Source organism: Streptomyces sp. WAC 04229 (assembly GCF_003947455.1).
Classification (GTDB): Bacteria; Actinomycetota; Actinomycetes; order Streptomycetales; family Streptomycetaceae; genus Streptomyces.
The window spans coordinates 1-13732 of the sequence record NZ_QHJH01000064.1; the positions used below are offsets into that span (position 1 = coordinate 1).

Consider the following 13732-nt stretch of genomic DNA (forward strand, 5'->3'; position numbering starts at 1 on the left):
CCTCCCCCACCCCACCCGCTACACTGTCCGCGACGGCCCAGCCCTGCCGGGCCGCCCGCCTTCGTAGCTCAGGGGATAGAGCACCGCTCTCCTAAAGCGGGTGTCGCAGGTTCGAATCCTGCCGGGGGCACCAGTTCAGAAGGGTCCACCCCCGAAATTTCGGGGGTGGACCCTTCTGACATCCACCCTGGGGGACCATGGGGGCGTGCGCGGGGAGCTCCCATCCCGTCCGTCGCCGCCCCAGGCAGAGCCGAGCGGACGCCATCTTCCCTACCTGCCCTTGAACCTTCGGCCACGAAGGATTGAGTAACAGCCGCCTAGGCTCGGGCCATGATGCCAATTGACGCAGAGGTTGCGCACGACCTGGCCCCCACCGGAGTGCTGCGCGCCTCCATCAACCTCGGCAACCCGGTCCTTGCTCAGGGCACCCTCGACGAGCCGTCCGGGGTCACCGTCGAGCTTGCCCGCGAGGTCGCCGCACGTCTGGCTCTGCCGGTGCAGTTCATGTGCTTCGATGCGGCCCGCAAGTCGTACGCCGCGATGGCCGAGGGCCGTGCCGACCTGTGTTTCCTGGCCGTGGATCCGGACCGCGAGAAGGAAGTCGCGTTCAGCACGCCGTACGTGCACATCGAGGGGGTGTACGCGGCACCGGTGAACTCGGCGTTCGTCTCTGCCGACGACGTGGACCGAGACGGGGTGCGCATTGGCGTCAAGGAGGGGTCCGCGTACGACCTCTACCTGAGCCGCACCCTGCGTCACGCCACCGTGGTGCGCGGCGGTGAGGGGGTCGACGTCTTCCACGCCGAGGGCCTGGACGTGGCGGCCGGCATCCGCCAGCCGTTGACCGCGCACGTTGCCCAGCGGGCCGAACTGCGCCTGCTGGAGCCCGCGTTCATGACGATCCGGCAGGCCGTGGGCACCACGAAGGCGCGGCGTCCGAAGACCACACAGTTCCTCAGTGAAGTCGTGACCGAGCTGGTGGCGTCCGGATTCGTCGCCGAGGCGCTGCGCCACTCCGGCCAGGACCCGACGCTGACTGCCCCCACCGCGGTCTGACTCCGCATACCGGCCACTTGGGCGCTAGCGTCGGCCGTGGTCCGAGAGCGCCGCCGCGGTGGCGCGGGCGAAGCCTTCCGGGTTGTCCAGCATGATGTTGTGCCCGCAGTCCGGGATGGAGACCACGGCCACCCCGGATTCGGTGAGCGCCGCGGTGCCCGGGAGCGGGCCGTCGGCCTGGGGCAGCAGGTAGGTGCGGGGGACTTTCAGGTCCAGCAGAAGCTCACGCATGGTGGGTACGGTGCCGCGGGTGAGGTGAACCGCGCTGCGATGCAGGGCCTCCCGGCCTGCCAGGCGCATCGTGGACCACCAGTGGGAGCCGGCCCGGTCGCGGACCTCTTCCCAGCCGCTCGCCAGGAACTCCTCCTCGGAGTACGCGGCGATGCCGCTGCTGCCCGCGACGCCCCGTGCGGGCGGGATCGGGTCGAGGTTGGCGTCGACCAGGACCAGGCGGGAGACCAGTTGGGGGTGGCGGGCGGCCAGGACGATCGCCACCGAGCCCCCCATGCTGTGCGCGATCAGCTCGGCACCGGTGACACCCGCGCCGGTGAGGGCCACGGCAAGGGCATCGGCGTGGGATTCCAGGGTGTAGTCGAAGTCCGTCGGCCGGTCGCTGATGCCGTGCCCGAGCAGGTCGATCAGCAGCGATCGATGTCCGGCGAGCAGGGGGTGAACCGCGACCTCTGCGAAGTAGGCCGGCGACGTGGCGCCCAGACCATGGACGTAGACACGGGACGGCTCCTGTCCCGGCAGCTCGGCCCAGCGGATCTGGCCGCCCTCGGGCGTCACGGCGGCGTTGCGCACAGCTTGCTCCCCTCGGTTCCGGATCGACGGAGAGACGACAGTAGCCGCCGGGCCTCGGTACACCACCACCGCCCCAAGCACCGCACGCACCAGCAACCTCGGGCCTCGATCCAAGTGGTGCTTCATGACGGCCGAGATGGCGGCCCCGGCGTGGATGCATGAGCAGATCACGGCGGAGGAGTACGACTCCTGGTCCGAGGAGCAGTGCGACGGCATCGAGATCGTGGACGGGATGGTCGTCGGGAGTCCGAGCGCGTCCAAGCGGCACGGGCGGCTGGCCCGAATCCTGGCCAACGCCCTGGATGCCGCCGCAGGCGCGGACTGGAACGCCGACACCGACTGGTCACAGCCTTGGCCGGGGAAGCCTCCCGCGACGGGCGTGCCGCTGGTGTCGCGGCTCCCATCACCGTGAAGATCGACCTCCGTTGGTGCTGACCTCGGCGCCCGCCGGCGTCGGAAACGACCTGTCGCCGAAGAGGACCCTGCCGGCCACCGCCCTGCCGAAGCGGCTGCGGAGGAGAGGGAACGCCGCCGCCGCGGCCGCCGGGGTGCGGAGTCGGGACAGTGCCCCGCGGAGCATCAGGCGGCCGCGGAAGTCGGTGCGCAGGGCTGCTCCGTCGTAGGTGCGCAGCGCGCCCCGGTCGCCCGTGCGCAGTGCCGTGTCCAGGACTGTTGCCGCGTGCTCCGACAGGCGCAGGCACGGGTCCAGGCCGCCCGCCGTGAGCGGGGAGACCGCGCCGGCCGCGTCGCCCACGAGGAGGCCGTCCGGGCAGCTGATCCGGCGGAGGACGCCGCCGACGGGGATCGGGCCGCCGCGTCGTTCCACCGCGTCGGGGCGGGTTACGCCTTTCAGGCCGGGGGCAGCGGCGCTGAAGCGTTCCATGGTGCGGCGGAGGCCGTGGGGGAAGCGGTCGGCGTAGCCCGCGACGCCGACGTGGGCGTGCCGACCGTCGTTGACCACCCAGGCGAGGTAGCCGGGGGCGTAGGACGGGTCCAGTACGCAGTGGAACGTCGGTGGCTCGTCGCCGGTTTCGGACAGGGCGAAGACTTCCTCCGCGCCGACCAGCAGGTGGTGGTTGCGGTCGAGGCCCAGGTCGTGGGCGACGCGTGAGCGGGCGCCGTCGGCTCCCACGACGAAGCGGGCCCGGAGCGTCGTGGGGCCCTCGCGTCCGGCGAGGTGGAAGGTGGTGCCGGTGCGGCCGACGTAGCGGGTGCCCAGCGCCATGCGTACGCCGGACGCCGACGCGTCCTCGGCCGCCCGCGTGTAGAGCGGGCCCATGTCTCCCACGCGGTACTCGTCCCGTCCGCTGACCAGGCCGACCGGGCGGCGCAGGTTCGGTGGGTAGAGCAGGACGCGCCGGATCGGTGGGCCGAGACAGTCGGGCGGGAGCGGGAAGTCGTCGAGTGTCTTGCGGACGAAGATGCCGGTGGTGCGGATCGCGGAGGCCGGACTGGCGCGGCGTTCGGCCAGGACCACGTCGTGGCCCCGCTGGGCGAGGAGGGTGGCCGTGTGCAGGCCGGCCAGGCCCGCGCCGACCACCAGGACGTCAGCCTCGGCCGTGGCTCCGAGGCCGTTCATCGGGGCTGGTCCGGGACGGTCGCGTCCACCCGGTCGTCGGCCTCCCAGCGGAGCAGGTCCCCCGGCTGGCAGTCGAGCGCCGCGCAGAGCGCGTCGAGTGTGGACAGGCGCACCGCCTTGGCGCGGCCGTTCTTGAGGACCGCCAGGTTGGCGGGGGTGATGCCCACGCGTTCGGCCAGCTCGCCCACGGCCATCTTGCGGCGGGCCAGCATCACGTCGATGTCGACGACGATGGCCATCAGATCACCCCGCTGAGCTCGGCCTGCATCTGCGACGCCTCGGCGTCGCGCGCGACCGCCTGGGCGAGCAGCACCCGCATCACCAGGACGACGAGCGCGACCCCGAAGGCCGCGAGGGCGACGCCGCAGAGAAGGAGGACGACGCCCGGCGCCACCGCCTCGCCCGGCGCGAGTACGACGCCGAGCGCGCAGACGAGCACCCCGGCGGCGGCGAACGCGCCCATCACGACGTGCACGTACCGGAAGGCGGCGGGGGAGAACACCGTGCCCCTGCGCACCATGGTCACCAGCCGCCATGTGCTCAGCAGCACGGCCTCCACCGTCAGGACGCCCAGGACCACGATCACGACGATCGGCACCCGCCGGTCCGCCAGGTCACCGCCGTCCAGGTCGGACGCCAGCAGGGCCGCCATCACCGTCTGGACGAACACCGACCCGGCGAGCAGCGCCGCCAGTACGGCGCGCAGCGCGAGCACGGTCAGCTTTCCCATCACCACTCCTTCAATCGAAACGCGATGTGAATCTATCGCGTTTCGATAGATGACGGCAACAGGTGGCCTGTCGGCGCCGCCTAACTGCTCAGGACGCTAGTTGCCCCCCACTGACAGGGGCCGCGGTCACAGGGGACGCCTCAACGACCCGCGAGCAGCATCCAGATCGCCACCACGATGAACAACCCGCCCGCCCCCAGCGGAAGTACGACGCTCTCGACCCGTTTCCCGGTCAGGTCCACACGTGCCGTGCCGGGGGCGCCGGGGAGGTAGCGCACCGGTGCCCGGCCGCCCACGGGGAGGCGTTTGACGCCGGAGGTCCTGGCCCGGAACTGGTGCGAACGGCCCTGCGCGTCGGTGAACTCGACCACCGCGGTGAAGGTGACGCCCTCCCCCCTCGTGCCGCTGCTCCGGTGGTGGCGGACCACCAGGCCGTCGGCGCGCGTCCCCGCGCGGCCGAGGCGGCGCTGGAGCACGGCCTCGTACGTTCCGGCACCGACGACGGCGAGACCCGCGAGCAGCAGGAGCGTCGGCCACACATTCGCCTCCTCTCCCGGCCCGGCCGCGTTCTCCGGGCATGTGCCCGTCATGGCCGGGCACACGGAGGGAGCAACGCTACACAACCTCCACCGTACCGAGATGGACGAACAAGCGGCTCCACGGACCTTCCGTCAGGAGGCCCGGGGCCTCGTGGAGACTCGACAGATCGGATTCGCAATGATTCTCATTGGGCTCATTCTGCTCATCATCGGCCTGCTCGTCGGCGTCGGGCTGCTGACCACGGTCGGCGGAATCCTCATCGTGGTCGGTGCGGTCCTGTGGATTCTCGGGGCGACCGGGCGGGCCGTGGGCGGCCGAAAGCATTATTTCTAGGCTTGGCACACGCCCCGAGGGGGCCGGGGTGGTGGCCCCGGCCCCCATCGGCGTACCGCGAGATGGGGGGGGTGCGCCCCGGCGGGATCCGTCTCAGGGCCGGTAGACCAGCTCGACCAGCAGTGCCGCGATCAGCGTCCACGCGCCGATCCCGAGCAGCCACAACGCGTCGGCGAGCAGGCCGACGGCGAACAGGGCCGCCGCGGCGACCAGGAGGGCGTGGAAGAGGTGCTTCATGCCGCGGTCGCTGCCGGGGGACGGGAACCTCACGGGCGGGAACCTCATGGAACCGCTCACCCCTCGAAGCGGTAGCCCATCCCGGCCTCGGTGACGAGGTAGCGGGGGCGGGAGGGATCGGTCTCGAGTTTGCGGCGCAGCTGGGCCATGTAGACCCGCAGGTAGTTGGTCTTGTTGCCGTGGGCCTCGCCCCAGACCTCGCGCAGCAGGTGCTTCTGGCTGATGAGGCGGCCGGGGTGGGTGACCAGGATCTCCAGCAGGTGCCATTCCGTCGGGGTGAGACGGATGTCGCGGCCGGACCTGCGGACCCTTTTCGCGGTCAGGTCGACGGTGAAGTCGTCCGTGGTGACCAGCGTCGTCTCGGCGACGGGGTCCGTCTCGGTGCGGCGGACGGCGGCGCGCAGGCGGGCCAGGAGCTCGTCCATGCTGAACGGCTTGGTGATGTAGTCGTCGGCGCCCGCGTCGAGCGCGGCGACCTTCTCGCCGGCGGCCCTGCGGGCCGAGAGCACCAGGATCGGCACGCGGGTCCAGCCGCGCAGCGTCCTGATGACGTGGACGCCGTCCATGTCCGGCAGGCCGAGGTCGAGGACGACGACGTCGGGCCGGCGCGCCTGGGCCAGGCGCAGGGCCGTGGTGCCGTCGTGCGCCGCGTCGACGCCGTAGCGGCGGGCCCGCAGGTTGAGGACGAGTGCGCGGACGAGCTGGGGGTCGTCCTCCACGACCAGCACCCGGGTCATCGGCGTGCGCCTTTCCTGTCGAAACGACACGCCCTGGGTCCGGTCGGAGCCGGCGGCCGGGGACGGGCTCCGGGCGGCCGGCTCCGACGGCGTGCGCGTAAGGCCATCAGCGGCCGGCCGCCGAGAGGTCCTTGAGGGCGATGTTGAGTTCGAGCACGTTCACGCGGGGCTCCCCCATGAAGCCGAGGGTGCGGCCCTCGGTGTGCTCGTCGACCAGCTTCTGGACCCGGTCGGCGGGCAAACCGTTCCTCTCGGCGACGCGGTGGACCTGGAGGTCGGCGTACTGCGGGGAGATGACCGGGTCCAGGCCGGAGCCGGAGGAGGTGACGGCGTCCGCGGGCACGTCCGAGGGACGGACCGGGTGGCCGGGCACGGAGTTGTCCTTGACGACGGCGGCCTTGGCGTCCTCGACCCACTGGACCAGCTCGGCGTTGTCGGCGGCGCGGTTGGTGGCGCCGGACAGGATGAGCTTGTACTGGGTGTTGACGCTGTTGCTGCCGAGGCCGTTCTGCGGGCGTCCCTGGAACCACTTGAGGTCGGGCGCCGGGGTCTCCTGGCCCTTCTTCAGCGGCAGGTTGTACGCCTGGCCGATCAGGGACGAGCCGACGACCTCGCCGTGCGACTCGATCTCGGAGCCGTTCGCCTTTCCGGCGAAGAGCCCCTGGGCGATGCCGGTGACGGCCAGCGGGTAGATGACGCCGGTGACGAGGGTCAGCACGAGCAGGGCGCGCAGGCCCGCGCCGAGCAGCCGGGCGGTGTTGGTGACGGAGGTGTTCATGGCGGTCAGCCGATCCCGGGGATGAGGGAGATGAGCAGGTCGATGGCCTTGATGCCGAGGAAGGGGGCGATCAGCCCGCCGAGGCCGTAGACGGCGAGGTTGCGGCGGAGTAGCCGGTCGGCGCTGACCGGCCGGTAGCGCACGCCCTTGAGGGCGAGCGGTACCAGGGCCACGATGACCAGCGCGTTGAAGATCACCGCGGACAGGATCGCGGAGTCCGGGGAGGACAGCTGCATGATGTTGAGCTTGTCGAGGCCCGGATAGACGGCCGCGAAGAGCGCCGGGATGATCGCGAAGTACTTGGCGACGTCGTTGGCGATGGAGAACGTCGTCAGGGCGCCGCGGGTGATGAGGAGTTGCTTGCCGATCTCGACGATCTCGATGAGCTTGGTCGGGTTGGAGTCGAGGTCGACCATGTTGCCGGCCTCCTTGGCGGCCGACGTACCGGTGTTCATCGCGACGCCGACGTCGGCCTGCGCGAGGGCGGGCGCGTCGTTGGTGCCGTCGCCGGTCATCGCGACCAGCTTTCCGCCGGCCTGCTCCCGCTTGATCAGGGCCATCTTGTCCTCGGGCGTGGCCTCCGCGAGGAAGTCGTCGACGCCCGCCTCCTCGGCGATCGCCTTGGCCGTCAGCGGGTTGTCCCCGGTGATCATGACGGTCTTGATGCCCATGCGCCGCAGTTCCTCGAACCGCTCCCGCATGCCCTGCTTGACCACGTCCTTGAGGTGGATCACCCCGAGGACGCGGGCACCGTCGCCGTCCTCCACGGCGACCAGCAGCGGGGTGCCGCCCGCCGCGGAGATGCGGTCGGCGGCCTCGCCGGCGCCCTCGGCGACCGTGCCGCCGCGTTCGCGGACCCAGGCGGTGACCGAACCTGCCGCGCCCTTGCGGACCTTGCGGCCGTCGACGTCCACGCCGGACATCCGGGTCTGGGCGGTGAACTCGATCCACTCGGCGCCCACCAGCTCGCCCCGGTCGCGCTCGCGCAGCCCGTACCGCTCCTTGGCCAGGACGACGACGGAGCGGCCCTCGGGCGTCTCGTCGGCCAGCGAGGAGAGCTGGGCGGCGTCCGCCAGCCGGGCCTCGGTGGCGCCGCCGACCGGCACGAACCCGGCGGCCTGCCGGTTGCCGAGCGTGATGGTGCCGGTCTTGTCCAGCAGCAGGGTGGAGACGTCGCCGGCGGCCTCGACGGCGCGGCCCGACATGGCCAGGACGTTGCGCTGCACGAGGCGGTCCATGCCCGCGATGCCGATCGCGGAGAGCAGGGCGCCGATGGTGGTCGGGATGAGGCAGACCAGCAGCGCCACCAGCACGACCATCGTCAGGTCGGTGCCCGCGTAGCCGGCGAGGGGCGGCAGGGTGGCGCAGGCCAGCAGGAAGACGACGGTCAGCGAGGCCAGCAGGATGTTCAGCGCGATCTCGTTCGGCGTCTTCTGCCGGGCCGCGCCCTCCACCAGGTTGATCATCCGGTCGATGAAGGTCTCCCCCGGCTTCGTCGTGATCCGGACGACGATCCGGTCGGAGAGCACCTTGGTGCCGCCGGTGACGGCGGACCGGTCGCCGCCGGACTCGCGGATGACGGGCGCGGACTCGCCGGTGATCGCCGACTCGTCCACGGAGGCGACGCCCTCGGCGACGTCGCCGTCGCCCGGGATGACGTCGCCGGCCTCGCAGACCACGAGGTCGCCGACGCGCAGCTCGGTGCCGGGCACCCGCTCCTCGCGCCCGTCCGTCAGGCGGCGGGCGACGGTGTCGGTCTTGGCCCTGCGCAGGGTGTCGGCCTGCGCCTTGCCGCGGCCCTCGGCGACGGCCTCCGCGAGGTTGGCGAAGATCACGGTCAGCCAGAGCCAGGCGCTGATGGTCCAGCCGAACCAGTCGCCGGGGTCGGCGAAGGAGAACGCCGTCGTCAGGACGGAACCGACGAGGACGACGAACATGACGGGCGACTTCACCATCACGCGCGGGTCCAGCTTGCGGAAGGCGTCGGGCAGCGACCTGACGAGCTGCCCGGGGTCGAACAGGCCCGCGCCGACGCGGCCTTCCTCCGGTTTGTGCCCGGTGGGCGCGTCGCTGTGCGGCACCCTGGTCGGGGTGGCTGTGGACATGGCGTCCTCGTGCTTCCGGGTGTCGGAGGTCTGGGTGTCGGGGGTCTGGATGCCGGGGGTCTGGATGCCGGGGGTCTGGATGCCGGAGGGCTGGATGCCGGGGGGCTGGATGCCGGAGGGCTGGATGCCGGAGGGCTGGATGCCGGTCGTCCGCGCGTCGGTGTTCATGCCGCCAGCCCTTCGGCGAGCGGGCCCAGAGCGAGCGCCGGGAAGTAGGTCAGACCGGTGATGATCAGGATGGCGCCGACGAGCAGGCCGGTGAACAGCGGCTTCTCGGTGCGCAGGGTGCCCGCGGAGGCGGGTACGGGGTTCTGCTGGGCGAGGGAGCCCGCGAGCGCCAGGACGAACACCATCGGCAGGAAGCGGCCGAGCAGCATCGCCAGCCCGAGGGTGCTGTTGAACCACTGGGTGTCGGCGTTCAGGCCGGCGAAGGCGGAGCCGTTGTTGTTCGAGGCCGACGTGTAGGCGTAGAGGATCTCGGAGAATCCGTGCGCCCCGCTGTTGGTCATCGAGTTGCCCGGGGTCGGCAGGGCCATGGCGGCGGCGGTGAAGACCAGCACCAGGGCGGGCGTGACGAGGATGTAGCAGGCCGCGAACTTGATCTCGCGGGTGCCGATCTTCTTGCCCAGGTACTCGGGGGTGCGGCCGACCATCAGACCGGCGATGAACACCGCGATGACCGCCATGATCAGCATCCCGTAGAGGCCGGAGCCGGTGCCGCCGGGCGCGATCTCGCCCAGCATCATGCCGAGCATGGTGATGCCGCCGCCGAGTCCGGTGAACGAGGAGTGGAAGGAGTCCACCGCGCCCGTGGAGGTCAGCGTGGTCGACACCGCGAAGATCGACGAGGCGCCCACGCCGAAGCGCAGCTCCTTGCCCTCCATCGACGCGCCCGCGAGTTCCGGGGCGGGGCCGTGGTGGGCGAACTCGGTCCACATCATCAGGGCGGTGAAGCCGACCCAGATGGCGGCCATCGTGCCGAGGATGGCGTAGCCCTGGCGGACCGAGCCGACCATCAGACCGAACGTCCGGGTCAGGGAGAACGGGATGAGCAGGATCAGGAAGATCTCGAAGAGGTTCGAGAAGGGCGTCGGGTTCTCGAAGGGGTGGGCGGAGTTGGCGTTGAAGTAGCCGCCGCCGTTGGTGCCCAGCTCCTTGATGGCCTCCTGGGAGGCGACCGCGCCGCCGTTCCACTGCTGCGGGTCGCCGAGGAACTGGCCGACCTCGTGGATGCCGGAGAAGTTCTGGATGGCACCGCAGGCGACCAGGACGACGGCGGCGACCGCGGCGACCGGCACCAGGACGCGGACGACACCGCGCACCAGGTCCGCCCAGAAGTTGCCCAGCTCACCGGTGCGGGACCGGGCGAAGCCGCGCACCAGGGCGACGGCGACGGCCATCCCCACGGCGGCGGAGACGAAGTTCTGCACGGCGAGGCCGGCGGTCTGCACGACGTGGCCCATGGCCTGTTCGCCGTAGTACGACTGCCAGTTGGTGTTGGTCACGAAGGACACGGCGGTGTTGAACGCCTGGTCCGGGTCGATGGCGGCGAAGCCGAGGGAGCCGGGGAGGACGCCCTGGAGCCGCTGGAGCAGGTAGAGGAAGAGGACGCCGGCGAGGGAGAAGGCGAGGACGCCGCGCAGGTACGCGGGCCAGCGCATCTCCCGGTCGGGGTCGGCACCGATGCCCTTGTAGATCCACTTCTCGACGCGCCAGTGCTTGTCGGAGGAGTAGACCCGGGCCATGTGGTTGCCGAGGGGTATGTAGGCGAGCGCCAGGGCGGCGACGAGCGCGAGCAGCTGGAGGACGCCGGCGAGGACGGGGCTCATGTGGTGCTCAGAACCTCTCCGGGTAGATCAGGGCGAGGACGAGGTAACCCAGGAGGGCGACGGCCACGACCAGGCCGACGATGTTCTCTGCGGTCACAGCTTCGTCACCCCCTTGGCGACGAGAGCCACGAGCGCGAACACCGCGATCGTGGTGACGACGAAGGCCACGTCGGCCATCGCAACTCCTATGAGGTTCGGGCAGGGAACTGACACATCGAGGAAAGCTCCTTCCCGGCCCGATTCGGCCCCCGTTGATGGCTTCCATACGTAGACCGGAACGGCTTTGACGCTTCCCTGATGGCGTGCCTGCCACGGGCGGCACGGGACGCCGCGACGACGCGCCCGTGCCGGGTCGCGGCGTGCACCGCGCCGCTCGTCGCCGGCCCGCACCTCTGGTACCGGCCGGCCGAGGGCGCCCGGCGCTCCGTGGCCTCGGGGTCGCCCGCCAGCGGCGGGACGGCACCGCGACGCGCGAAGACCACGAGGCGCAGTACGGCGAAGCGCGCGACGCCGGCGAGTGCCGAGGCGGACAGGTAGACGATCTGCTCCAGGACCGCGCCGGGCGCCGCCACCAGCTGGTGCAGGGCGAGCATCGCCGCGCAGGTCGCCGCGTACGCGGCCGCCGCCGATCCGGCGGACTGGGTGTGCTGGCGCCAGGTCGCGCGCCCGCCGGCGCCGAAGGTGAAGCGGGCGTGCAGCTCGGTGGCGAGGAGCGTCGAGACCACGGTGATCACGGCGTTGGCGAGGGCCCAGGGCAGCCAGGCGGCGAGGGCCGCCACGGCGGCACTGGAGGCCAGTCCCACCCCGCCGCCGCACAGGACGAAGCGGGCGAAGGCGGCGAGGGCCCCGGGCGCCTCCCGCGGCCGGCCGGGCGCTCTGTCCGCGGTCACCGTCACCGCCACCGTTTCCATGATCCGACCCCCCTGTAGATTCCGTGCACCTTGTTGGCATCACTATGGCACACATGTGGTGCCAATACGAGCCCTTTATGGCGTCGTCTGTGCCACCAGAAAGGCGGCGCACCCCGACACGGTGTCGGGGTGCGCCACCCTGGGGCGGTGGAGCGAGGAGCCGCTCCGGAACTACCTCGGGTCGCGGTCGAAGACCGACTTCGACCAGAAGTAGCCGAGCACCGTGAGGGCCACGCACCAGACGAGGGCCAGCCAGCCGTTGTGGCCGATCTCGGTGCCGAGCAGCAGGCCGCGCAGGGTCTCGATGGCCGGGGTGAAGGGCTGGTACTCGGCGATCGGCTGGAACCAGCCCGGCATCGCGTCGATCGGCACGAAGGTGCTGGAGATGAGCGGGAGGAAGATCAGCGGCAGCGCGTTGTTGCTGGCGGCCTCGGCGTTGGGACTGATCAGGCCCATGCCGACGGCGATCCAGGTGAGGGCGGCGGAGAAGGCCGTGATCAGTCCGAACGCGGCGAGCCACTCCAGGGCCGTGGCGTCGGTGGAGCGGAAGCCGATCGCGAGGGCGACGAGGCCGACGAAGACGACGCTGAGGATGGACTGGAGCACGCTGCCGACGACGTGCCCGACGAGGACCGAGCCGCGGTGGATCGCCATGGTGCGGAAGCGGGCGATGATGCCCTCGGTCATGTCGTTGGAGACGGAGACGGCCGTACCGACCGTGGTGCTGCCGATGGTCATCAGGATCAGCCCGGGGACGAGGTAGGCGACGTAGGCGTCGCGGTCCCCGCCGCCCATGCCCGCGCTCATCACGTCGCCGAAGATGTAGACGAAGAGCAGGAGCAGCATGACCGGGGTGAGCAGCAGGTTCAGGGTGAGGGACGGGTAGCGGCGGGCGTGCAGCAGGTTCCGCCGGAGCATGGTGGACGAGTCGCGCAGGGTGAGGGCGAGGGTGCTCATCGGACGGTCTCCTCGGACTGGTCGGCCTGGGCGGGGACGGTGGTGGCGCCGGTGAGGGCGAAGAAGACGTCGTCGAGGTCGGGTGTGTGCACGGTCAGTTCGTCGGCCTCGATACCGGCGGCGTCGAGCCGGTCCAGGACGGAGCGCAGCTCGCGCTGGCTGCCGTCGTTGGGGATCTGGAGGGTGAGTGCCTCGTCGTCGCGGGCGGCGTCGGCGAGGGCGCCGGTGGCGTCGCGGTAGGCGGCGGGGTCGGTGAAGCGCAGGCGGACGTGGCCGCCCGGGATGAGGCGCTTGAGTTCGTCGGCGCTGCCCTCGGCGGCGATCCGGCCGTCGTTGAGGACGGCGATGCGGTCGGCGAGTTCGTCGGCCTCTTCCAGGTACTGCGTGGTGAGGAAGACGGTGGTGCCGCCGTTGACGAGTGCGCGGATGATCTTCCACATGTTGTGCCGGGAGCGCGGGTCGAGGCCGGTGGTGGGCTCGTCGAGGAAGATGATCCGCGGGTTGCCCACCAGGGTCATGGCGATGTCCAGGCGGCGCTTCATGCCGCCGGAGTAGGTGGAGGCCGGCTTCTTCGCGGCCTCGACGAGGTCGAAGCGCTCCAGCAGTTCGGCGGCGACCCGTCGCCCCTCCGCCTTGGACAGGTGGTTCAGGTCCGCCATCAGGAGCATGTTCTCCTCGCCGGTGATCAGGCCGTCCACGGCGGAGAACTGGCCGGTGACGCCGATCGCGGCGCGCACGGCCTGCGGGTCGGTGCCGAGGTCGTGGCCACCGACCTGGGCCCGGCCGCCGTCGGCGGTGATCAGGGTGGAGAGGATCTTGACGGCGGTGGTCTTGCCCGCCCCGTTCGGCCCGAGCAGCGCGAACACCGACCCGGCCGGGATGCGCAGGTCGATGCCGTCCAGGACGACCTTGTCACCGAAGGACTTGCGCAGGCCGACGGCGGAGATGGCGGCGGGCGCGGGGCCGGCACCCTGGTCGGATGCGGACATGACAGTTGAAGGCACGGGGCCCTCCCGTTCGAAGGCTGGAGTGGCTGGGGACGAGAAGCGCGGTGGGTTCCGACGTACCGCTGAAGCGGATGACGTCATCATGGCACCACTATGGCGCCACAAGCAAGGGAGTTTGTGGCGTCAGTT

The 13732-nt window shown here is 71.2% G+C and carries 15 protein-coding genes, 1 tRNA gene and 2 pseudogenes; 4 read left to right on the forward strand and 14 right to left on the reverse strand.

Going from position 1 to position 13732, the window contains the following annotated elements; genetic code table 11:
- Nucleotides 1-57 precede the first annotated feature (57 nt).
- Nucleotides 58-133, forward strand: a tRNA-Arg gene (locus DMH12_RS18850).
- 197 nt (nt 134-330) lie between these two features.
- A complete protein-coding gene (locus DMH12_RS18855) occupies nt 331-1056 on the forward strand; it encodes a transporter substrate-binding domain-containing protein (RefSeq protein WP_221763133.1) in 726 nt (241 codons plus the stop codon).
- A gap of 24 nt (nt 1057-1080) precedes the next feature.
- On the opposite strand, the gene DMH12_RS18860 is transcribed toward DMH12_RS18855, so the two are convergent.
- Nucleotides 1081-1860, reverse strand: a complete 780-nt coding sequence (locus DMH12_RS18860) for an alpha/beta fold hydrolase (protein ID WP_125492720.1) — start codon at nt 1858-1860, stop codon at nt 1081-1083.
- A gap of 124 nt (nt 1861-1984) precedes the next feature.
- Here DMH12_RS18860 and DMH12_RS18865 point away from each other — a divergent pair.
- Nucleotides 1985-2263 (forward strand): annotated as a pseudogene (locus DMH12_RS18865) (Uma2 family endonuclease); the annotation flags it as partial.
- Here the strand turns inward: DMH12_RS18865 and DMH12_RS18870 are convergent.
- From DMH12_RS18870 to DMH12_RS18885, 4 genes are all read right to left on the reverse strand, one after another.
- Nucleotides 2264-3439 (reverse strand): NAD(P)/FAD-dependent oxidoreductase, encoded by a 1176-nt coding sequence (locus DMH12_RS18870; protein WP_125492721.1) that lies wholly within the window; start codon nt 3437-3439, stop codon nt 2264-2266.
- Nucleotides 3436-3678, reverse strand: coding sequence for a helix-turn-helix transcriptional regulator (locus DMH12_RS18875; protein WP_125492722.1), 243 nt, complete (start codon nt 3676-3678; stop codon nt 3436-3438). Before DMH12_RS18875 ends, DMH12_RS18870 begins: the two co-directional genes overlap by 4 nt.
- On the reverse strand, nt 3678-4169 hold the full coding sequence (locus DMH12_RS18880; RefSeq protein ID WP_125492723.1) for a DUF2975 domain-containing protein: 492 nt from the start codon (nt 4167-4169) through the stop codon (nt 3678-3680). Before DMH12_RS18880 ends, DMH12_RS18875 begins: the two co-directional genes overlap by 1 nt.
- Nucleotides 4170-4309: 140 nt before the next feature.
- The gene (locus DMH12_RS18885; RefSeq protein ID WP_185832402.1) at nt 4310-4708 is read right to left on the reverse strand and encodes a DUF3592 domain-containing protein; all 399 of its coding nucleotides are present in this window, start codon (nt 4706-4708) and stop codon (nt 4310-4312) included.
- A gap of 178 nt (nt 4709-4886) precedes the next feature.
- Between DMH12_RS18885 and DMH12_RS18890 the strand changes: the two genes are divergently transcribed.
- Nucleotides 4887-5042: a DUF6131 family protein gene (locus tag DMH12_RS18890; protein WP_122619779.1), complete on the forward strand. Its 156-nt coding sequence runs from the start codon at nt 4887-4889 to the stop codon at nt 5040-5042.
- A 93-nt stretch (nt 5043-5135) separates the two neighbouring features.
- Here DMH12_RS18890 and DMH12_RS39120 read toward each other — a convergent pair whose 3' ends face one another.
- The 9 genes and pseudogenes from DMH12_RS39120 to DMH12_RS18930 form a co-directional block, all read right to left on the reverse strand.
- Nucleotides 5136-5312: a hypothetical protein gene (locus DMH12_RS39120; protein ID WP_185832403.1), complete on the reverse strand. Its 177-nt coding sequence runs from the start codon at nt 5310-5312 to the stop codon at nt 5136-5138.
- A 23-nt stretch (nt 5313-5335) separates the two neighbouring features.
- Nucleotides 5336-6016, reverse strand: a complete 681-nt coding sequence (locus tag DMH12_RS18895; protein WP_125492725.1) for a response regulator — start codon at nt 6014-6016, stop codon at nt 5336-5338.
- 106 nt (nt 6017-6122) lie between these two features.
- A complete protein-coding gene (locus DMH12_RS18900) occupies nt 6123-6794 on the reverse strand; it encodes a potassium-transporting ATPase subunit C (protein WP_125492726.1) in 672 nt (223 codons plus the stop codon).
- A 5-nt stretch (nt 6795-6799) separates the two neighbouring features.
- Entirely contained in the window at nt 6800-8899 is a 2100-nt protein-coding gene (gene kdpB / locus DMH12_RS18905) for a potassium-transporting ATPase subunit KdpB (RefSeq protein ID WP_125492747.1), read from the reverse strand.
- A gap of 164 nt (nt 8900-9063) precedes the next feature.
- A complete protein-coding gene (gene kdpA / locus DMH12_RS18910; protein ID WP_125492727.1) occupies nt 9064-10728 on the reverse strand; it encodes a potassium-transporting ATPase subunit KdpA in 1665 nt (554 codons plus the stop codon).
- Between the two features lie 7 nt (nt 10729-10735).
- Complete coding sequence (kdpF, locus tag DMH12_RS18915; RefSeq protein WP_018533641.1) at nt 10736-10825, reverse strand: K(+)-transporting ATPase subunit F; 90 nt, start codon at nt 10823-10825, stop codon at nt 10736-10738.
- A 370-nt stretch (nt 10826-11195) separates the two neighbouring features.
- A pseudogene (locus DMH12_RS18920) lies at nt 11196-11639 on the reverse strand (hypothetical protein); the annotation flags it as partial.
- 171 nt (nt 11640-11810) lie between these two features.
- Nucleotides 11811-12596 (reverse strand): ABC transporter permease, encoded by a 786-nt coding sequence (locus DMH12_RS18925; protein WP_125492728.1) that lies wholly within the window; start codon nt 12594-12596, stop codon nt 11811-11813.
- On the reverse strand, nt 12593-13585 hold the full coding sequence (locus DMH12_RS18930; protein WP_125492729.1) for an ATP-binding cassette domain-containing protein: 993 nt from the start codon (nt 13583-13585) through the stop codon (nt 12593-12595). Before DMH12_RS18930 ends, DMH12_RS18925 begins: the two co-directional genes overlap by 4 nt.
- Between the last annotated feature and the right edge of the window lie 147 nt (nt 13586-13732).